This window comes from Streptomyces sp. NPDC001020, assembly GCF_053599115.1.
In genome coordinates this window covers 1-19,373 of sequence record NZ_JBSFLQ010000010.1, presented here as the reverse complement: position 1 = coordinate 19,373, position 19,373 = coordinate 1, and the positions used below count along the sequence as shown (strand labels likewise).

Annotated in this window: 17 protein-coding genes and 2 pseudogenes; 9 read left to right on the top strand and 10 right to left on the bottom strand. The window is 70.2% G+C overall.

The features are described from left to right. Positions 1-174: 174 nt before the first annotated feature. The 4 genes from ACWDEX_RS11845 (at position 175) to ACWDEX_RS11830 (ending at position 5,323) form a co-directional block, all read left to right on the top strand. Complete coding sequence (locus ACWDEX_RS11845; RefSeq protein WP_450463274.1) at positions 175-1,065, top strand: FAD binding domain-containing protein; 891 nt, start codon at positions 175-177, stop codon at positions 1,063-1,065. Further along, positions 1,065-1,649: a (2Fe-2S)-binding protein gene (locus ACWDEX_RS11840; RefSeq protein WP_450463108.1), complete on the top strand. Its 585-nt coding sequence runs from the start codon at positions 1,065-1,067 to the stop codon at positions 1,647-1,649. The genes ACWDEX_RS11845 and ACWDEX_RS11840 overlap by 1 nt, the downstream gene beginning before the upstream one ends. A 2-nt stretch (positions 1,650-1,651) precedes the next feature. Then, positions 1,652-4,072, top strand: a complete 2,421-nt coding sequence (locus tag ACWDEX_RS11835; protein ID WP_450463107.1) for a xanthine dehydrogenase family protein molybdopterin-binding subunit — start codon at positions 1,652-1,654, stop codon at positions 4,070-4,072. A gap of 117 nt (positions 4,073-4,189) precedes the next feature. Further along, positions 4,190-5,323 carry an XdhC family protein gene (locus ACWDEX_RS11830; protein WP_450463106.1) on the top strand — a complete coding sequence of 378 codons (1,134 nt, stop codon included), beginning with the start codon at positions 4,190-4,192 and terminating at the stop codon, positions 5,321-5,323. Between the two features lie 76 nt (positions 5,324-5,399). Here ACWDEX_RS11830 and ACWDEX_RS11825 read toward each other — a convergent pair whose 3' ends face one another. Next, a complete protein-coding gene (locus ACWDEX_RS11825; RefSeq protein ID WP_450463105.1) occupies positions 5,400-5,855 on the bottom strand; it encodes a VOC family protein in 456 nt (151 codons plus the stop codon). 394 nt (positions 5,856-6,249) lie between these two features. Here ACWDEX_RS11825 and ACWDEX_RS11820 point away from each other — a divergent pair, with 394 nt between their 5' ends. After that, positions 6,250-7,350, top strand: coding sequence for a serine hydrolase domain-containing protein (locus tag ACWDEX_RS11820; protein WP_450463273.1), 1,101 nt, complete (start codon positions 6,250-6,252; stop codon positions 7,348-7,350). 124 nt (positions 7,351-7,474) lie between these two features. On the opposite strand, the pseudogene ACWDEX_RS11815 reads toward ACWDEX_RS11820, so the two are convergent. After that, positions 7,475-7,795, bottom strand: a pseudogene (locus ACWDEX_RS11815) (MarR family winged helix-turn-helix transcriptional regulator); the annotation flags it as partial. 126 nt (positions 7,796-7,921) lie between these two features. Between ACWDEX_RS11815 and ACWDEX_RS11810 the strand changes: the two are divergent. Further along, positions 7,922-8,449: a GNAT family N-acetyltransferase gene (locus ACWDEX_RS11810; RefSeq protein ID WP_450463272.1), complete on the top strand. Its 528-nt coding sequence runs from the start codon at positions 7,922-7,924 to the stop codon at positions 8,447-8,449. Positions 8,450-8,527: 78 nt separating this feature from the next. Then, positions 8,528-9,001: a protein-tyrosine phosphatase family protein gene (locus tag ACWDEX_RS11805; protein ID WP_450463104.1), complete on the top strand. Its 474-nt coding sequence runs from the start codon at positions 8,528-8,530 to the stop codon at positions 8,999-9,001. Between the two features lie 185 nt (positions 9,002-9,186). Here ACWDEX_RS11805 and ACWDEX_RS11800 read toward each other — a convergent pair whose 3' ends face one another. Further along, positions 9,187-10,080, bottom strand: a complete 894-nt coding sequence (locus tag ACWDEX_RS11800) for a LysR family transcriptional regulator (RefSeq protein ID WP_450463103.1) — start codon at positions 10,078-10,080, stop codon at positions 9,187-9,189. A gap of 102 nt (positions 10,081-10,182) precedes the next feature. Between ACWDEX_RS11800 and ACWDEX_RS11795 the strand changes: the two genes are divergently transcribed. Then, entirely contained in the window at positions 10,183-10,482 is a 300-nt protein-coding gene (locus ACWDEX_RS11795; protein ID WP_450463102.1) for a YciI family protein, read from the top strand. Positions 10,483-10,540: 58 nt separating this feature from the next. Here ACWDEX_RS11795 and ACWDEX_RS11790 read toward each other — a convergent pair whose 3' ends face one another. The 4 genes from ACWDEX_RS11790 to ppk2 form a co-directional block, all read right to left on the bottom strand. Beyond that, positions 10,541-11,197: a class I SAM-dependent DNA methyltransferase gene (locus tag ACWDEX_RS11790; RefSeq protein WP_450463101.1), complete on the bottom strand. Its 657-nt coding sequence runs from the start codon at positions 11,195-11,197 to the stop codon at positions 10,541-10,543. Between the two features lie 11 nt (positions 11,198-11,208). Further along, positions 11,209-11,661 carry an SRPBCC family protein gene (locus ACWDEX_RS11785; protein WP_450463100.1) on the bottom strand — a complete coding sequence of 151 codons (453 nt, stop codon included), beginning with the start codon at positions 11,659-11,661 and terminating at the stop codon, positions 11,209-11,211. Positions 11,662-11,717: 56 nt separating this feature from the next. Beyond that, on the bottom strand, positions 11,718-12,494 hold the full coding sequence (locus ACWDEX_RS11780) for a polysaccharide deacetylase family protein (RefSeq protein ID WP_450463099.1): 777 nt from the start codon (positions 12,492-12,494) through the stop codon (positions 11,718-11,720). A gap of 66 nt (positions 12,495-12,560) precedes the next feature. Continuing rightward, entirely contained in the window at positions 12,561-13,367 is an 807-nt protein-coding gene (gene ppk2 / locus ACWDEX_RS11775) for a polyphosphate kinase 2 (RefSeq protein WP_450463098.1), read from the bottom strand. A 128-nt stretch (positions 13,368-13,495) separates the two neighbouring features. Here ppk2 and ACWDEX_RS11770 point away from each other — a divergent pair, with 128 nt between their 5' ends. Continuing rightward, on the top strand, positions 13,496-15,229 hold the full coding sequence (locus ACWDEX_RS11770) for a sensor histidine kinase (protein ID WP_450463097.1): 1,734 nt from the start codon (positions 13,496-13,498) through the stop codon (positions 15,227-15,229). Between the two features lie 9 nt (positions 15,230-15,238). On the opposite strand, the gene ACWDEX_RS11765 is transcribed toward ACWDEX_RS11770, so the two are convergent. The 3 genes and pseudogenes from ACWDEX_RS11765 to ACWDEX_RS11755 form a co-directional block, all read right to left on the bottom strand. Next, a complete protein-coding gene (locus ACWDEX_RS11765; protein ID WP_450463096.1) occupies positions 15,239-16,267 on the bottom strand; it encodes an Acg family FMN-binding oxidoreductase in 1,029 nt (342 codons plus the stop codon). 458 nt (positions 16,268-16,725) lie between these two features. Then, complete coding sequence (gene secD, locus ACWDEX_RS11760; protein WP_450463095.1) at positions 16,726-18,993, bottom strand: protein translocase subunit SecD; 2,268 nt, start codon at positions 18,991-18,993, stop codon at positions 16,726-16,728. Between the two features lie 63 nt (positions 18,994-19,056). Then, positions 19,057-19,373: pseudogene (locus ACWDEX_RS11755) on the bottom strand (hypothetical protein); the annotation flags it as partial.

Sequence of the window (19,373 nt, the reverse complement as noted above, 5' to 3'; positions counted from 1 at the left end):
TACAAGATGGGCGGCGTGGCCAGCCAACTCCTTCATGTTTTCCGTGACTGACCCCGCTGGAGGACACAGCGGTGTACTGGCATCACTCCCCGTGAACAGCACATGAAAGAGCCGGGCCTGCCGCACCCACCTGGCTCCGACCCAACGATCATGAGACGAAGAAGAGAGCCGGTCATGGACTTCCTTCGCCCCGCCAGCTGGGAGGAGGCGCTCGCCGCGAAGGCGGAGCACCCCACCGCTGTTCCGATTGCGGGTGGCACCGACGTGATGGTCGAGATCAACTTCGACCACCGGCGGCCCGAGTACCTGATGGACCTGACCCGTATCGCGGACCTCTACGAGTGGGAGGTCGGCGAGGACAGCGTGCGGCTCGGGGCCTCGGTCCCGTACACCCGGATCATGGAGAACCTGCGGAGCGAGCTGCCGGGACTGGCCCTCGCCTCGCACACGGTCGCCTCGCCCCAGATCCGCAACCGCGGAGGTGTCGGCGGCAACCTGGGCACCGCCTCCCCGGCCGGCGATGCCCACCCCGCGCTCCTCGCGGCCGGCGCCGAGGTGGAGGCCGAGTCGGTGCGCGGCACCCGGCTCATCCCGATCGACGCGTTCTACACCGGGGTGAAGCGCAACGCACTCGCCCCCGACGAACTGATCCGGGCGGTGCACATCAAGAAGGCCGACGGCCCGCAGCAGTTCTCGAAGGTCGGCACCCGCAACGCCATGGTGATCGCCGTGTGCGCCTTCGGTCTCGCGCTGCACCCCGGGACCCGCACGGTCCGTACGGGCATCGGCTCGGCGGCGCCCACCCCGATCCGGGCCGCGGCGGCCGAGGAGTTCCTGAACGCGGCGCTCGACGAGGGCGGTTTCTGGGACAACGGGAAGACCGTCACCCCGTCCATCGCCCAGCAGTTCGCGGACCTGTGCTCCGCCGCCTGCAACCCGATCGACGACGTCCGGGGCACGGCGAGCTACCGACGTCGCGCGGTCGGCGTCCTGGCCCGCCGCACCCTGACCTGGACCTGGGAGTCGTACCGCGGAGCCGCCCGCGCCTCGGAGGGAGTTGCGTAATGCGTATCCACTTCACCGTCAACGGGCGTCCGCAGGAGGCCGACGACGTGTGGGAGGGCGAGTCCCTGCTCTACGTCCTCAGGGAGCGGCTTGGCCTTCCGGGGTCGAAGAACGCCTGCGAGCAGGGCGAGTGCGGCTCCTGCACGGTCCGCCTCGACGGTGTCCCGGTGTGTTCCTGTCTGGTCGCCGCCGGGCAGGCGGAGGGCCGCGAGGTCCTCACCGTCGAGGGCCTCGCGGACTACGCCGAGCAGCGGTCCCATGGGGCGGGCGCGTGCGGAACCCCGCTGGACGAGGCCAGGCCGGGGGTCCCCCCGAGGGGGGCCGGCGGCACTGACTCCCAGACCGGTGGGGGCGGGGAGCTCGCCCCGATCCAGCAGGCGTTCATCGACGCCGGCGCCGTCCAGTGCGGCTTCTGCACGCCCGGCCTGCTGGTCGCCGCCGACGAGATGCTGGAACGCAACCCGAACCCCAGCGACGCGGACATCCGTGAGGCGCTGTCGGGCAACCTGTGCCGCTGCACCGGGTACGAGAAGATCATGGACGCGGTCCGCCTGGCGGCCGCCCGGCAGTCCGAGGGGGTCTGAGCATGCCGAACGGTGCTCCCACCAAGATCACACAGGGCTCGGGGACCAAGGGCGGCATCGGCGAGTCCACGCTCCGCCCGGACGGCACCCTCAAGGTCACCGGCGAGTTCGCGTACGGGTCCGACATGTGGCACGAGGACATGCTCTGGGGCCACATCCTGCGCTCCACGGTCGCGCACGCCGAGATCGTGTCGATCGACACCGGCGAGGCCCTCGCCACGCCCGGCGTGTACGCCGTCATGACGTACGACGACCTGCCGACCGAGACGAAGAACTACGGCCTGGAGGTCCAGGACACCCCCGTCCTCGCCCACGGCAAGGTGCGCCACCACGGTGAGCCGGTCGCGATGGTCGCCGCCGACCACCCGGAGACCGCGCGCCGCGCCGCCGCCAAGATCAAAGTGGAGTACCGCGAGCTTCCGGTGATCACGGACGAGGCGTCCGCGCTGGCCCCGGACGCGATCCTCGTCCACGAGAACCGCACGGATCTCCCCCAAGGGCCTCCGACAAGCTCCGGTCCAGGGGGGACCCCCATCTCGGCCCACGTCCCGCACCCCAACATCCTCCACCGCCAGCCGATCGTCCGCGGTGACGTGGCCGAGGCCCGCCGCCGGGCCGATGTGATCGTCGAGGGCGAGTACGTCTTCGGCATGCAGGACCAGGCCTTCCTCGGCCCCGAGTCAGGTCTCGCGGTGCCGGCCGAGGACGGCGGCGTCGACCTGTACATCGCCACCCAGTGGCTGCACGCCGACCTCCGTCAGATCGCGCCCGTGCTCGGCCTGCCCGAGGAGAAGGTGCGGATGACCCTGGCAGGCGTCGGCGGGGCCTTCGGTGGCCGTGAGGACCTGTCGATGCAGATCCACGCCTGCCTGCTCGCTCTGCGCACCGGAAAGCCCGTCAAGATCGTCTACAACCGGTTCGAGTCCTTCTTCGGACACGTCCATCGCCACCCGGCGAAGCTGTACTACGAGCACGGCGCCACGAAGGACGGCAAGCTCACCCACGTCAAGGGGCGGATCGTCCTCGACGGCGGCGCGTACGCCTCCTCCTCCCCGGCAGTGGTCGGTAACGCGGCCTCGCTCGGGGTGGGTCCGTACGATGTCGACGACGTCGAGATCGAGGCCCTCGCCCTCTACACGAACAACCCGCCCTGCGGCGCCATGCGCGGCTTCGGCGCGGTCCAGGCGTGCTTCGCCTACGAGGCCCAGATGGACAAGGTCGCCAGGGAACTCGGCATGGACCCGGTCGAGTTCCGCCGGCGCAACGCGATGTCGCAGGGTTCGGTCATGCCGACCGGTCAGGTCGTCGACTCCCCGGCCCCGGTCGCCGAACTCCTGCGCCGCGTCAAGGCGTTGCCGATGCCGCCGGAGCGCCAGTGGGAGAGCTCCGAGGGCACGGACGTACGGCAGTTGCCCGGCGGCCTGTCCAACACCACGCACGGCGAAGGCGTCGTACGCGGAGTGGGCTACGCGGTCGGCATCAAGAACGTCGGCTTCTCCGAGGGCTTCGACGACTACTCGACCGCCAGGGTCCGTATGGAGGTCGTCGCGGGTGAGCCCGTCGCCACCGTGCACACGGCCATGGCGGAGGTCGGCCAGGGCGGTGTCACCGTCCACGCGCAGATCGCCCGTACCGAACTGGGCGTCACACAGGTGACGATCCACCCGGCCGACACCCAGGTGGGGTCGGCGGGATCGACGTCCGCGTCCCGCCAGACGTACGTCACCGGTGGCGCCGTGAAGAACGCCTGCGAGCTGGTGCGAGAGAGAGTTTTGGAGATGGGGCGCCGCAGGTTCGGCCCGTCCCATCCCGCCTGGGCCACGGCTGAGTTGCTGCTGGAGGGCGGAAAGGTCGTCACCGACGCCGGTGAGGTGCTCGCCGATCTTGCGGACGTCCTCGGGGAGGAGGCCGTGGAGGTCGAGCGCGAGTGGCGGCACCGGCCGACCGAGCCGTTCGACCTGAGCACGGGCCAGGGCAACGGCCATGTGCAGTACAGCTTCGCCGCGCACCGCGCCGTCGTCGAGGTCGACACCGAGCTGGGCCTGGTCAAGGTTGTCGAGCTGGCCTGCGCCCAGGACGTCGGCAAGGCGCTCAACCCGCTGTCCGTCGTCGGCCAGATCCAGGGTGGCACGACCCAGGGACTGGGCATCGCAGTCATGGAGGAGATCGTCGTCGACCCGAAGACGGCGAAGGTGAAGAACCCCTCTTTCACGGACTATCTGATCCCCACCATCCTCGACACCCCGACCATCCCCGTCGATGTGCTCGAACTCGCCGACGAGCACGCCCCGTACGGGCTGCGCGGAGTCGGCGAGGCACCCACGCTGTCGTCGACTCCGGCCGTGCTCGCGGCGATTCGCGACGCGACGGGACTGGACCTGAACAGGACGCCGGTACGCCCGGAACACCTGACCGGCGCATAACCGTTCGGTGACGGTGGGGAGTTCCCGCCTGGGGCATCGTCCCAGGCACCCCCTTCGCTCGCCTCGGGCCGTCCCTCGGGTCGTCCGTGCATGGGTTGCTGAGGAGGAGACCGAGAGATGCTGGACATCGCCGAGGAGCTGAGCCGGTGGGCCGAGCAAGGGCGGGACTTCGCCGTCGCCACGGTGGTGGCGGTCGGCGGCAGCGCCCCCCGCGGGCCGGGCGCCGCCCTCGCGGTGGACGCCGACGGCACGGCGATCGGCTCCGTCTCCGGAGGCTGTGTGGAGGGCGCGGTCTACGACCTGTGCCGGCGGGCGCTTGACGACGGCGAAACAGTGGTGGAGCGCTTCGGCTACAGCGACGAGGACGCCTTCGCCGTCGGCCTGACGTGCGGCGGCGTCATCGACATCCTCGTCATGCCGGTCCGGGCGGCCGATGCCGCCCGGCCGGTGGTGGTGTCCGCGCTGGCCGAGGCCGCCGCCGGTTCGGCCGCGGCGGTGGCACGGATCGTGACCGGCCCGGCCCGGATGCTGGGCCGGGCACTGCTCGTCCGCCCCGACGGCACATACGAGGGCGGCTTCGGCGCCCACCTCGAACTGGACCGCTCGGTGGCGGCCGAGGCGGGTGCGTACCTGGAAGCGGGCCGCACCGGAACGCTGGAAATCGGAGAGCAGGGCTCTCGCTGTGGAGCGCCGCTCACGGTCCTGGTCGAGTCCTCCGTCCCGCCACCCCGGATGATCGTCTTCGGCGCGATCGACTTCGCCTCCGCGCTGGTTCGTGTCGGCAAGTTCCTGAAGTACCACGTGACGGTGTGCGATGCCCGCCCGGTGTTCGCCACCCGCACCCGGTTCCCGGAGGCGGACGAGATCGTCGTCCAGTGGCCGCACCGGTACCTGGAGCGCACACAGGTCGACGCCCGCACGGTCCTGTGCGTGCTCACCCACGACGCGAAGTTCGACGTACCCCTGCTGAAGCTGGCGCTGAGACTCCCGGTCGCCTATGTAGGCGCGCTGGGCTCCCGCCGCACCCACCTGGACCGTAACGAGCGGCTGCGTGAAGTCGGCGTCTCGGAAAGGGAATTGGCGCGCCTGAGGTCACCGATCGGCCTGGACCTCGGCGCCCGTACGCCCGAGGAGACGGCCTTGTCGATCGCGTCGGAGATCGTCGCCGAGCGGCGCGGCGGCAGTGGGGTTCCACTGGCCGGCGCGCACACGCCGATCCATCATGACGGGGCGTCGCTCCCGGCGGGATAGACGGAGTTGATGGCCTGGAAGTCACCGGAACCCTTGGACATGGTTGAGCAGACGCCCCTCCGCACAAGCGAGATGTTCAGTGGACGCAGAACTCGTTGCCTTCCGGGTCCTGCATCACGACGGCGATGGAATTGGAGTCCTCCGAGTCCTGGATGCGCAGCCTGGACGCGCCCGCGCTCTCCAGACGCGTCACCTTGGCGAGCACTCGCTCCTTGCGAACGGCAAACGGGACGCTCCGCCCTCCGCTCACGCCCAGATCGAGGTGCAGCCGGTTCTTGACGCCCTTCGGCTCAGGCACCTGCTGGAACCAGATCCGTGGGCCGGTGCCTCGCGGATCGATGACGGAGTCGCTGCAGTCGCCTGTACCCAACTCCTCCTCAGAAAGGCCCTGGTCCAGCCAGTACGCGCGCCAGGTGGCGAACGGCGCGGGCGGCGGCTCGACTTCGTACCCCAGTGCAGCGGCCCAGAATGCCGCGAGCCGCTCCGGGTCAGCACAGTCGATGGTCAACTGGAGCTTGAGATCGGTAATCATCGGCCAACTGTAGTGGCCGGACCGGACACGGGAGTTGGGAACGACTCCGCCGGTCCTGAAGACGGACGAGTCGACCGGGCCGCGCGCTGAAGACGGAAGTACGGTCGTGCCGCACGCGCGGGACGCAATGCCGCAAGCGGCTTGCAGGATGGGCAAGATCGGCTCCGACGCCCGGCTCGTGGAAGTCCTCACGTTTGTGGCGCCCAAGGAGCGAGCCGGGGGTCAGCCCTACCTGAAGCTGGGCGGGTAGCACGATCGTCTCGCGCGATCGTGTCCGGAGATGGTGGAGCCGTACGTCGCTGGTTTCCCCAGAATCCGTAGGAGTTGACTCGTGCATGAGCAGGCATGGCAGAGTTTTCGTTCGTCCGCGCGGCGGAGTGGCCGGCGTAGAACCCTGTCGGCCGTGGCCGCAGTGGCCGCCGGCATCATGACGATGGGCGCTCTGGCTCCGCCCGCGGCGTCTGCCGCCGCCAGGCCGGACGCCGTCCAAGAGGGCCTGGACGCGCTGGTGCACACCGAGGGCGTGCCCGCCGCGCTGGCGAGCGTCAAAAACCCTGACGACCGCACCCGCACCTACACCGCGGGGGTCGGCGACCTTGCCACCGGTTCGAAGGTGCCCCGGGACGGCCAGGTACGCATCGGCAGCAACACCAAGACGTTCACCGCGGTGGTCGTGCTGCAATTGGTCGGTGAAGGCAAGATCGGCCTTGACGCCACGGTCGACACCTATCTGCCCGGTCTCGTCCGCGGAAACAGGATCGACGGACGCCACATCACCGTCCACCAACTGCTCCAGCACACCAGCGGACTTCCCAACTACAGCAACTACCTCAGCGAGGACATCCGCTACTACGAGCCCCGCGAACTCCTCGACCTCGCTCTCCGGCACAAGGCCGACTTCGCCCCCGGCAGGAAATGGGCCTACAGCAACACGAACTACCTCGTGGCCGGCCTGATCGTTCAGAAGGTCACCGGCCACCCCCTCGCCGACGAGATCGACCGGCGCGTCATCAAACGCATCGGACTGCGCGACACCTACTTCCCCGCCCCCGGCGAGGTTGCGATTCGCAAGCGCCATCCCAAGGGTTACTATCAGGATTCGGCGGATGCTCCTCTGGTCGACGCCACGGAATGGGACCCTTCCTGGGCCTGGGCTGCGGGCCAGATGGTGTCCACCGACTCCGACCTGAACCGTTTCTTCACCGCACTGTTGGCCGGCCGGCTTCTCCCGAAGGCTCAGCTCGACCAGATGCGCACCACCGTCCCCGCCAGTTACCCCTTTCCCGCTGGTGCCCGATACGGGCTGGGACTCGTGAGCACGCCACTGTCGTGCGGCGGTGTGTACTGGGGCCACGGCGGCAGCATGACGGGATACGAGACCCGAGGTGGCGCCACCGAGGACGGTCGCGCCGCCCATGTCGCCGTGACCACGCAGCCGGGCCAGGTGACCAAGGAGCGCATGGACGGTGTCGTGGACACAGCCCTGTGTCGCTGAACCGCGCCTGATGAGGGGTGTCCGGCCGGTCACTGTCTTTCGTTGAGCGACATGGAGGATGGTTTTGCCATGAGGGCGTCGACTCAGCCCGGTGCCCGGAGGACTGTTCTGCCAGAACAGGCGGTCATGCCGATGAGCGTTGAGCGGGGGATCGCGCGCCGGGATCGTCTTCGGCTTGCGGTGGTTCCAGCCTCCGGGCGATCTGTTCGAGGGCGGCGAGGTCTGCCGGGGTGAGCCGGTCGATGAAGTGGTGTCGCACCGACTCGACGTGGGCCGGTGCGGCGTTCTCGAGTGCGTCCAGACCTTCGGCGGTGAGCACCAGGAGGCAGCCCCTGCCGTCGGTCGGGTCCGGTGCGCGCCGCAGCAGTCCGCGTGCTTCCATGCGGGTTGCGTGACGCGAAAGACGGCTACGTGACCAGCCCATCTTCTCGGCTTGTTCTTGGGTGCCACGGTCGCGATCCGCATCGGTGATTCCGTGCGGAAGGGGCGGTTACGGCCGGACACTGCCCGCGACGCGGCGGGTGTCGCCCTCTTGGAGGAGCTGGTCCGGGTCGCGCACGCCCTGCGGCCGATGCGCGAGCGCGCGCGAGCCGGGGCCTCGTCCGGCCCCTTGCCCGGGTCCTACGTGAGGCGGCTGACCCCGGACGATGCTTCGCAGGTCGCTGTGCTGCAGCGGTGCTGCTGGGTGGAGGAGGCCGTCGTCAACGACACTCTTGCCGTACCGGCGCTGCACGAGTCGCTGGAGGAGGTGCGTGAGTGGCTGGCGAGTTGGCACACCGCGGGCATCTGGCTCGACGGCCGACTGCTGGGCATGGTGCGAGCCCGTCCCGTCGAAACCGACTGGCACGTGGGTCGGCTCGCCGTCGTGCCCGACCTGCGCAGCCGAGGGCTGGGTCGGTGGCTGCTGCGTACCGCAGAAGCCGCCGCCGGACCGGACTTCCGCTGGGTTCTGCTGTTCACCGGCGCCAAGAGCAAGCGGAACATCGGCCTTTATCAGGGCCAGGGCTACCAGCCCATGTCACTGGCCGACGGAGCTGACGGGGTCGTCTGCCTCGCCAAGGACATATCCGGTACACCATTGACAGGTGAGTGCACTTGATGGCGTGTGCTCCTACATGAGATCCGGTTCCGGCGGCACCGCCGACCCGGCCCGATACCGATCGAAACGGGATTTGACATGACCGAACTGTGGAACGCCGATACTCCCAAGGTGATTCAGCTCCCCTCGGGGCGAATGATCCGCGGGCGCGGCCTCAGATATGACCTGCCCGAGGGACAGACCCCCACGTTCGCAGTACACATGACGGGTTATCAACCACTTGACCAGCCGTGGGAATCCGTGTGGGTCCCTTGGCGGGACTTCTGGCTTCCTGCCGACCCCATGGATGCGATACGCAAACTCCGCCTGGCCTACGAGCGCGCCGCGACCGAACGCGTGGAGGTCTGCTGCGGGGGCGGCGTCGGCCGGACCGGTACGGCACTGTCCGCGATCTGCGTCTTCGAGGGAATGAATCCCAAGGAAGCGGTCAAGTGGGTGCGGCAGAACTATCACTCCCGTGCGGTCGAGGTGCCATGGCAGCGACGTTTCATCCGCCAGGTCTTCGCCGCCGACTCGACTACCGGGTCCGCTACGAGGCGACCGTCCTCGTAGCAGCCGTCAACGAGCGGGTGTGGCCAGCACGCCAGAAGCAGTGAGAAGGGCATCCACTGGGGCGGACGCCCGCTCACCGCGGCATCCCGGCTTACGGAACCGGCAGTCGTTCCCGCTGGACCCACTACATGGGGAAAGGTGATGTGACGGCGGGTCCGGCGAGCCGGTCAGTCTTCAGTCGGAGCTCAGGCTCTGAAGTCGGCGGGGTCGTCCGTCATGGTGGTGGACAGTTGCCCGGCCCAGGACGAATGGGAAGCCGAGGCCAACACCAGTCGCTCACGAGGCGGCTTCGGGCCGACAGGACGCCATAGGAGATCGGGATCGCCGATCGAAGCGCCGCGCGTGCGCAGCGCGACCAGGTCGTCGCTGCCGACGAGGCGATGACGGAACAGCGTATGGCTGCCGTGATCCTCGGGAAGCGTCCTGGGCGTCCACCCGTGGTCCCGCAGGCACGCGAGGACGGCGGCCGCATAGCCGGGGGCACGCTCAGAGGGAAACCACAGCAAACGCTGACCGGACAGCTCGGGCCAGGTCAGTTCCGGCCGGTCGGCCAGTGGGTGCCGTCTGTGCAGTACGACGCCGAGTGGTTCGTCGTTGACCGTGCACAGCTTCAGGCCCGAGTCGTCCACGGGTGTGCGCAGGATGCCGAACGCCAGGGTGCCCGCGCGCAGCAGACGCCCCTGAGACCGGGAGTCGACTTGTTGATAGTCGATCCGTAGCTGCCGGCCGCGCGTCATGATCTGTTCCGCTCGCGTCAGGACGGACTGTGGCACGCCTCGGCACAGACCGGCGGTGGCTTTCAGCGGAACTGTGCGTGCGGCCGCGATGGATGAACGCAGCTCGCCCAGTGCCCGGTTGACTCCGCCCAGAAGCAGCCGCCCCTGCTCGGTCAGTTCCATTCCCTTCGGAAGGCGTTGGAACAGCGGTGTGCCGATGGACTGCTCCAGTCGCCTGATCTGCTGGCTGAGGCTGGGCTGGGCGATGTGCAGGCGTCGGGCCGCCTCGGTGACGGTGCCGGCCTCGGCAACGGTGGCGAAGTACCGCAGCTGGCGCAACTCCACGCCCGGAAGTTCATCCACGCCCGGTACGCCCCCTGTGATCAGCTGCCATAGGCGTCAGCCTATAGGTGCGTCACCAACTGGTCTTGGCGTCGCGGGGACCACCTGGCGTTTGCTGAGGTCATGTTCGTCATTGTGCTGAAGTACCGTGCGCCGCTGGAGACGATCGATGAGCTCAGGGACGCCCACTACGCCAACCCCGACGGAGTGTTCGCCAGGGGAATGGCGCGCCTGGCAGGCCCACTGGAGCCACGTACGGGCGGGGTGATCGTCGCTGACGGCGATCGATCCGCGATCGAGGCGGCCGTCGCCTCCGACCCCTTCGTCATCAGCGGCGCCGCCACAGCCCAAATCCTCGAGTTCCGGCCCGTCTGGACGGCTGATCCGGCTGTCGTGCCGCGGGCGACCGAGGTCGTGGCGTAGCAGTGCATGCTGCTCATGCACACCGACGCCACCGGCCACCCTGATGCCCTTCAGCCGGTCATGACGGTTGGACGGGCTTGCGGGCGAGGACGTAGGCCTGTGGGGTTTTCTCCGGCTCCTCGGCCGCGCGCACGAGCCGGGCGACCTCATCGAAACCGGCCCGCCCCAGCAGGTCGGCGACCAGCTCAGGAGGGAAGCGGTAGACGTCGAGGGACAGGTCGTGACCGTAGGCGTGCTCCAGGTGCACGCTCCCGTCGCCCACCTTGAACGCGAGCAGCAGGTGACCGCCCGGTGCCAGCACGCGGTTGAACTCGCGGAAGAGCAAGGGAAGTTCGTGTGGCGGGGTGTGCACGGTGGAGTACCAGGCGAGGGCTCCGGCGAGCGTGCCGTCGGGAAGGTCGAGGTCGGTCATCGTCCCCACCTCGAACCGCAGCCCGGAGTGGGTCCGTCGGGCCACGGTGATCATCTCCGGTGACAGGTCGATCCCGAAGGCCTCCAGACCCAGCTTGTCCAGATGGGTGGTCACCCGCCCCGGCCCACATCCGAGATCGCCGACCGGCCCGCCCCCGCCGCCGAGCACCCGTTCGGCGAACGCGCCCAGCATGGCCCGGTCGAAGGTGTTCGTGTCGAGGTCGTCCCGGAGCAGCCGCTCGTAGTCGACGGCCACGGTGTCGTACGACGCCCTGGTGATCTGCACATGCGAGGTGTCGGTCATGGGGCCGGACTCTAGGCGTCGCCACCGACACCGGGGTCCGGATTCCGCCGCAGCAGCCCGTCGACCGCCCGCCCGAACATCCGCCGGGCCAGCCATCCGAGCGGCGGGTCGAAGAACCCCGGCAGGGGGCATACGGCCAGGTCCTCCCGCCACACCACGCGCGTGTTCCCCATGGCGTGCGGACGCACCTCGATCTCCGCCCAACCGGTGACGAAGCCGCCCCGCTTGGCCAGGCGGCACAGGTGCGGCGGCTGCCAGGCGACCACCTCCATCGGGTCGTCGAAGGCGAGCGGTCCGATGCCGGTGCGGGCCACGAACACCGTGCCCACGTCCGTCGGTGGCGGAGTGAGTACCGTGACCCGGGTCAACGGCACCACGTCCGCGTGGCGCGGCCAGTCCGTGAGCCGGAGCCAGGCCTGGTCGGCGGCGAGCGGAACGAGACGTTCGAGGGTGAAGAGGACCACCAGGGGGATCGTACGCGGCGGACGTCCCCGTGCGGCACAACGTGACTGACGGCGCGTCAGGGGCGGTACACCGTACCGGGTTCGGCCTTTCCGGGCGCCAGCAACTGGGGCACGGTGACGAAGACGTATCCCCGTTCCTTCAGATCGTCGATGATCCCGGGCACCGCGGGCACGGTGCCCTTGTAGATGTCGTGGAGCAGGATGATCCCGTCCCGGGACACCTGCTGCAGCACCCGCTTGCGGATCAGCTCGGAGTCGTCGGTCGTGTAGTCCTTGGCGGTGACGCTCCACAGCACTTCGGCGAGCCCCTGCTCGCGGGAGATCCGGTGCACGGTGTCGTTCGTACGGCCCTGGGGCGGGCGCATCAGCGTGGGCTTGTGCCCGGTGAGCTTCTCTATCGCGTCGTCGGGCTTCTTCAGCTCCTCGCGTATCTGCTGCTCCGATATATCGGTGAGTATCTTGTGGTTCCAGGTGTGGCTGGCCACTTCGTGTCCCTCGGCGGCCATCCGTCGCACAAGCTCCGGGTACTTCTCGATGTGCCGCTTGCCGAGCAGGAAGAACGTGGCGGGGACCTTCTTGTCCTTGAGGATGTCGAGCAGATGTGCCGAGTTCTCGCTGGGCCCGGCGTCGAAGGTCAGCGCGATGCACTTGGCCTGGCGGCAGTCCACGGTCCCGAACTTGGCCGGCGTGCCCGCCGCGGGGTTCGCGCGGACGGTGGCGGGTGCGGTGGTGTGAACCGTGGTGCACCCCGAGAGCATGAAGGCCGTCGTGAACAAAATGGCGGCGGCGGGCAACCCGGCCGCACGCTTGATCGTCTTCCCCGTCGAAAGCATGTGCGTGACTTTACATGCCGTGTACACGCAGCCTGCAGGGTCCACATTGCTGGCTGAATGTCCAGCTCAGAGGCGTTCGGCGTGGTCTGGGACGTAGGTCTGCCGATCGCGTGGCGGGCGCTCGTAACCGGTCGACGGCGGGCGCGGAGGCAGCTCCAACACCGGCGGCTGCACCTCGTGGTAGGGCACGGACTCCAGCAGGTGGGCGATCATGTTCAGTCGCGCCCGGCGCTTGTCGTCGCTCTCCACGATGTACCACGGCGCCTCGGAGATGTCGGTGTGTACCAGCATTTCGTCCTTGGCCCGGGAGTAGGCCTCCCAACGAATGATCGACTCCAGGTCCATCGGCGACAGCTTCCAGCGTCGCACCGGGTCGGTCAGACGCCGCTGGAAGCGTTTCTGCTGCACGGCGTCGCTCACCGAGAACCAGTACTTGCGCAGCAGGATCCCGTCCTCCACCAGCATCCGCTCGAAGATCGGGCACTGGCGCAGGAAGCGCTGGTACTCCTCGTTCGTACAGAAGCCCATCACATGCTCGACGCCGGCCCGGTTGTACCAGCTACGGTCGAACAGCACGATCTCCCCGGCGGCCGGCAGATGCTCGATGTACCGCTGGAAGTACCACTGAGTGCGTTCGCGCTCGGTCGGGTTCGGCAGCGCCGCGACCCGGGCCACGCGGGGATTGAGGTGTTCGGTGACCCGCTTGATCGTGCTGCCCTTGCCGGCCGCGTCCCGCCCCTCGAAGATGATGACCAGCCGGGTGCCCGACACCCGCACCCATTCCTGCAGCTTCACCAACTCCTGCTGCAGACGGAGCAGCTCGGGCTCGTACACCTTGCGCGGCAGTTTCGCCGACGCCTTCTTGCCGGCCATGTCTCCTCCCCGCGTCGATGACCAACGTAAGTCGCATCCCCCATCGTGTACCCAAGGGCGGCGTCGAGGGCGCTCGGGGCGTCGGGCATCCTGAATGGGTTCAGGTCGGAGAAAAGTGAAGGAGCCTGGTGAGCGAGCGCGGGCAGGGTCGGCACGAAGGGACCCCCGGGGCGTCTCCGCAGCTGCGGCTGGACGAACTGCTGGACGGCCTGCAGGAGCAGGTTCAGCAGGTGCGAGCGGCCCAGGATAGGATGCGCCCCCTGCTGGACGCGGTACTGGCCGTCGGCTCCGACCTGGACCTGGGGGTGGTTCTCCACCGCATCGTGGAGTCCGCCGCCACCCTGGTCGACGCCCGGTACGGGGCGCTCGGCGTGCTCGGCGACGACGGCACGATCAAGCAGTTCGTCACGGTCGGCATGGACGAGGGCACCATCGCCCGGATCGGGCACTATCCGCGCGGCGAGGGCATCCTGGGCCTGCTCATCCGCCATCCGGAGCCGCTGCGGCTGGCGAACCTGGCCGACCATCCGGCGTCCGCGGGCTTCCCGCCGGGGCATCCGCCGATGACCAGCTTCCTCGGCGCCCCGGTCCGAGTGCGCGACCAGATGTTCGGCAACCTGTATCTGACCAACAAGGAGGGTGCCGCGCAGTTCGACGCCGATGACGAGGCGGTGCTGCGCACGCTCGCCGCGGCGGCCGGCGTGGCGATCGACAACGCCCGGCTGTACGACGACGCCCGCCGCAAGCAGCGGTGGCTGGCGGCGAGCGACGAGCTGACCCGGGGCCTGCTGTCGGGCGGGAATCCCGCCGAAGTCCTGGAGTCCGTCGCCGCCACCGTACGGGAGCTGGCCGGTGCCGACCTGGTCACCCTGGCGGTACCGGTCGGCGACAGCGGCGAACTGGTCGTCGAGGTCGCGTCCGGGAAGCGGGCCGAAGCACTGCGCGGCATGGTGCTGCCGGGCACCAACCTGGCCGCGAAGGTCTTCGCGTCCGGAGAGACGATCATCAGCGAGGCCGTCAGCGCGGACCCGCGCGCCGAGGGCGGCAGCGCCTCGGTGGTGGAGCTGGGACCGGCCTTCTTCGTGCCGCTGGGCACGCGCGACCACGTGCGCGGCGTGCTGCTGGTGGCGAACGTGCCCGGCGGCCCGGCGTTCCCGGATGAGGTCGTCGACATGATCACCGGGTTCGGTAACCAGGCGGCACTGACCCTGGACGTGGCCGAGCACCGGCGGGACGCGGAACGCATGCTGGTCCTCAGGGACCGCGACAGGATCGCCCGCGATCTGCACGACCTGGTCATCCAGCGGCTGTTCGCCGGAGCGCTGTCGCTGCAGTCCACACTCGGGCGGGTCGCCGACCGGCCCCAGGTGGGCGAGCGGATCCAGCGGGTCGTGGAGGACCTGGACGACACGATCAGGGTGATCCGCTCCACGATCTACGCCCTGCGGGAGAGCGACCGGGCCCGGGGCAGCGGGCTGCGCACCCGGCTCGTGACGGCCACCGACCGGGCCGCCGAGGTCCTCGGCTTCACCCCGGCGCTGCGCATGACCGGTCTGCTGGACACCGGAGTGCCCGCCGAGCACGCGAGCCATCTGCTGGCCGTGCTCGGTGAGGCGCTGTCCAACACGGCCCGGCACGCCCACGCCACCGCGGTCGACGTGAGCGTCGAAGCGTCCCGTACGTCCCTTCGGCTGTGGGTGGCCGACGACGGCCGGGGGATCGATCCCGCCGTCACCCGCCGCAGCGGTCTGGCCAATCTGAGGCTGCGCGCCGAGGAACTGGGCGGCACCTTCACCCTGGACTCGAACACGCCGAGCGGCACCGTGGTCGAATGGGTCGTCCCCCTGCCCGCACCGGCGTGACGCCGTCGCTCACGGTCGCCCGGCGCATTCCGGCACCGGGGCGGCGGCCCGCGGGTCGTGGTGCGGGTCGGCCGTGAGGTGCGCGGAGGCACGCGGTGTGCGACCCCCCTCGGGGCCGTAGCCGAAACGGATCAGCAGTTGGGGGAAGCACCGTGACCTCGGTCCGCCGACGGCGGCCCGCAGGTCCGGCCACTCCATGGCCTGATGCAGCATCGAGGTGCGCACGCCGTGCGTGGTGGCCACCAGCAGTACGCGCTCCAGGGCCTGGCCCGCCCGCAGCCAGTCCTCCGGGTGGTCGCGCACGGTCCACAACATGGCCACCTGCGCATGACGTTCGAACCGCAGCGCCGGCAGGCGCACCCCGGGCAGCGAACCGGTGAAGTCCCGCATCGGTATCCGCCCGGCCGCCTCCCGCGGACCCAGAGCGCTGACCGGGATTCCGTAGGGGTCCGCGTCGTCGGGGGCGTTGACCCACGTACAGGCCTCGGCGGTACGGGCCGGGTGAGCGGCGTTGCGCGCCTCGGCCGCGGCGGCGAGACGCAGCAGACGCCGGGTCCGGACGATGTCGGGGACGTCCAGGCGCGCGTGCTCGACCCGTGCGGCCGCGATCATCTCCGTCACGATGCGTTCCGGCACCGGGCGGCCCGTGAAGGGCATACGGCTGGTGTGGCGCCGCTCGACGGCCTCGTACAGAGCGCGATACGACGGCTGCCCGCCCGGTTGGGGGCCGGTCAGGCGCACGGTGGCCAGCAGATCGGGATCACCGGGATCGGGGAGCAGCCGTACGACGGGACCCCAGCCCAGATGGGCCGCGGCCACGCGGAGATTGAAGACGGCGGCGCCCACGGACACGTGCAGGGCGCGCCGCTTCGGATCGGCCAGCGGCAGCGGGCGCCTGCGGTCGGCGCGCACCTCGATCGCCCGGGTCACCGGGTCCATGCCGAACCGCCAGGGCTGCGTGTTGTGGATCGACGGCGCCGCGACCGCTGCCGACAACAGGGTCTCCAGGGCAGTCGCATCGACTTCCGGCGTCTGCAAGGCGGCTCCTTCATCGGGCACACAGCGGGGCCGTGCGTCCGGCCGCCCAGGAGTCAGGGCAGACGTGGCGGGCGGCCGGACGGTGATCTGACCGGACGGCATCGGCCGCACCGCCACGCGCCTGCCCCGGCCGGGACGGGGGACAGGACCGGTTCGGCGCTGGGTGCGGTCGTCCACGCGAGTACCTCCGGTTCGATCACCGTCAGCATGCCGTCCCGGACCCGTCGGTGGCGTCGGCCAACCGGTCCCCGGACAGGGGCCATTGGGCCCTGTCTCGGCGCACCTGATGCAGGTCAGGCGCACCGAGACCGATTCCCTGCCGGACCGAACCGGCCGGGAGCGCCCGCCGGGGCCGTCCGCTGCGGACGGCCCCGGCGGGCGATGGCTGCCGGCGGCCTGGGAACGTTCGCCGTCGTGCGGCCGGAAGGGGGCAGCCGGTCATCTTGTTCTCCGCTCGATCACGCCTTCCGTGCCCGGCGGCGGGGCCGGAGCGACGGGCCGCGGTGACGGTGGAGCTCGATGGCCACCGGGGCGGCGGTGAAGACGGAGGAGTAGGTGCCGACCGCGAGGCCGATGAGCAGGGCCAGGGCGAAGTCGGTGAGCGAGTCCCCGCCGAGCAGGGCCAGAGCGGTCAGGATGAACGCCGCGCCCATACCGGTGTTGACGGTGCGGGGCAGCGTCTGCAGGACCGCCTGGTTGGTGACGCGGGCCAGAGGCGTCTTCTGCTCGCGTCGCCACAGTTCCCGGATGCGGTCGAAGACGACGACGGAGTCGTTGACCGAGTAGCCGATGACCGTGAGGACGGCGGCGAGGAACAGTCCGTCGATGGGCTTGCCGAGCCAGGCGAAGACCCCGGTGAGGATGAGCACGTCGTGGGCCAGGGCGGCGACCGCGGCCGTGCCGAACACCCAGCGGAACCGTGCGGCGAGATAGAGGAGTTGGGCGCCGAGGGCCACGGCGAAGGCGATGAGGGCGCCACGGCGCAGCTCCTTGCCGAGGCTGGGCCCGATGAGTTCGTCGCGGACCTTCTCCGTGGTGCCGCCGAGGCCGCGCACGGTGTCGGCGACGGTGGCCTCCTCGGCATCGGTCAGCCGGTCGGTGCGCACGGCCAGGCCGGTGTCGCCGGAGGACTGGACGACCGCGCGTGGGAATCCGGCGTCGGTGAGCGCGGTGCGGGCCCGCTCGGGATCGACGGGGGTCGTGGTGGAGTACTCGATGAGACGGCCTCCGGTGAACTCGACACCGAAGTCCAGGCCACGGACCGCGATACCCGAGGCCGCCAGGACGAGGACGGCGGCGGAGGCGGCCAGCCAGCGGCGCGGACGCCGCATCAGGTCCGGGGCGCGGCGCATGAGGCGGTCGCGGACCGCGCCGGTGTGCGCGATGCCGGTGACGCGGGGGCGGCGGCGGACCCTGGGGCGGGCCGCGGCGTACTCGGCGAGCACCCGGGTGATCACCAGCGCGCTGACCATGGAGGCGAGGACACCGATGCCGAGGGTGACCCCGAAGCCGCGCACCGGCCCGGAGGCCAGGAAGAACAGCAGTGCGGCCGCGATCAGCGTGGTGACGTTGGAGTCGGCGATCGCGCTGAAGGCGTTGCGGAAGCCGGCCGCCAGGGCCGAGCGCGGAGTGGGGCGGTGGCGGGTGGCGTACTCCTCGCGGGCGCGTTCGAAGACGAGCACGTTGGCGTCCACGGCCATGCCGATCGCCAGGACGAAGCCGGCCAGGCCCGGCAGGGTCAGGGTGGCGCCGAGGGCAGCCAGGGCGGCGTAGGAGATGAGCCCGTAGCAGGCCAGGGCCACGGTGGCCAGGACGCCCATGAGCCGGTAGACGGCGATGATGAACAGCGAGGTCAGTGCGGTGCCGATGGCGGCGGCCCAGGCGCTTGCCGTGATGGCCTGCGCGCCCAGGGTGGGGCCGACGACGCGCTGTTCGACGGTCTCGACCGGTACGGGCAGCGCTCCGCCGTTGATGAGCAGGGCCAGTTCGCGGGCCTCGTTGTCGCTGAAGGCGCCGGTGATCTGGGTGGAGCCGCCGGCGATGCCGGACCGGCAGGTGACGGACGGGTCGACCTGGGGCGAGGAGATCACGGTGTCGTCCAGCACGATGGCGACCCGGCGGGCGGGGTTCCCCGCCGGGTGACAGGCGGCCTCCCCGGTCAGCCGGGCCCACCCGTCACGGCCGGCGCCCTTGAAGTCGAGGGCGACATGCCATCCGGCACCGCCCTGCTGGTCGAACCGGGCGTCGGCGCCCTTGACGTCCTTACCGGTCAGCGCCGCCTCCCGGAGGCGCAGCAGTTGGCCGGACTCGTCGGCGAGCACACGTTCCCGGGGCTGTTCCGGCGTCGCCCGGTCGGTGCCGTCGGCCTTGTCGGCCGTGCCCAGCACCGGGTGGAACGTGAGCTGAGCGGTACGGCCGAGGACGTCGGCCGCCTTCTTCGGATCCTGCACGCCCGGCAGCTCGACGATGATCCGGTTGCCGCCGGAGCGGACGATGGTGGGTTCGGCGACGCCGAGCGCGTCGACACGGCCGCGCAGCACCTCCACGGTGCGGTCGGTGGCCTCGGCGCCGGCGGTGACCGTGGGGGTGGAGCGGGTTTCCAGCACGATCTGGGTGCCGCCCCGCAGATCGAGTCCGAGGCGGACCGGCACGGTGACGGCGACGTACAGCGACAGGGCGATCACGGCGAGGGCGATGAGCGCTCTCACCCGTTGGGAACGGTTCAACAGGGGCCTCCAGCAGGCACACCACAGCCGCGGCCGGCGCGGCCGAAGAAAGGGAAAGGGGTGTCAGGTGCTGGAAGGCATGGGCGGTGCCCGCCCGCGGTCATGGGTGGTGTGCTCCGCGGTGGGCGGCGGGTGCGCGGACGACGGCGGTGCCCGCAGGAGACGTGCCGGGGCGGCGGTCGTGCCCTGGGGGATGGTGATGAGGCGAGCGGGAGGTGCCGTGCGCTCACCCAGGGGGTCGCGGTGGGCTCTGGCCCGGGTTTTACAGGAGATGCCGCACGCGTCGTCGGCGTAGGGGCCGGTGTCGGGGTCGTGGGCGCCCAAGCCCAGCTCGATCAGCGTCCGTGCGCCGGTGGCGGCGGCTATCTCCCCGGCACGGG

What these genes read in the sequence shown, in the direction of transcription:
- ACWDEX_RS11845 (WP_450463274.1), top strand. Translation starts at nt 175, where the DNA reads ATGGACTTCCTTCGCCCCGCCAGCTGGGAGGAGGCGCTCGCCGCGAAG.
- ACWDEX_RS11840 (WP_450463108.1), top strand. Translation starts at nt 1,065, where the DNA reads ATGCGTATCCACTTCACCGTCAACGGGCGTCCGCAGGAGGCCGACGAC.
- ACWDEX_RS11835 (WP_450463107.1), top strand. Translation starts at nt 1,652, where the DNA reads ATGCCGAACGGTGCTCCCACCAAGATCACACAGGGCTCGGGGACCAAG.
- ACWDEX_RS11830 (WP_450463106.1), top strand. Translation starts at nt 4,190, where the DNA reads ATGCTGGACATCGCCGAGGAGCTGAGCCGGTGGGCCGAGCAAGGGCGG.
- ACWDEX_RS11825 (WP_450463105.1), bottom strand. Translation starts at nt 5,855, where the DNA reads ATGATTACCGATCTCAAGCTCCAGTTGACCATCGACTGTGCTGACCCG.
- ACWDEX_RS11810 (WP_450463272.1), top strand. Translation starts at nt 7,922, where the DNA reads ATGCGCGAGCGCGCGCGAGCCGGGGCCTCGTCCGGCCCCTTGCCCGGG.
- ACWDEX_RS11805 (WP_450463104.1), top strand. Translation starts at nt 8,528, where the DNA reads ATGACCGAACTGTGGAACGCCGATACTCCCAAGGTGATTCAGCTCCCC.
- ACWDEX_RS11795 (WP_450463102.1), top strand. Translation starts at nt 10,183, where the DNA reads ATGTTCGTCATTGTGCTGAAGTACCGTGCGCCGCTGGAGACGATCGAT.
- ACWDEX_RS11790 (WP_450463101.1), bottom strand. Translation starts at nt 11,197, where the DNA reads ATGACCGACACCTCGCATGTGCAGATCACCAGGGCGTCGTACGACACC.
- ACWDEX_RS11780 (WP_450463099.1), bottom strand. Translation starts at nt 12,494, where the DNA reads ATGCTTTCGACGGGGAAGACGATCAAGCGTGCGGCCGGGTTGCCCGCC.
- ppk2 (WP_450463098.1), bottom strand. Translation starts at nt 13,367, where the DNA reads ATGGCCGGCAAGAAGGCGTCGGCGAAACTGCCGCGCAAGGTGTACGAG.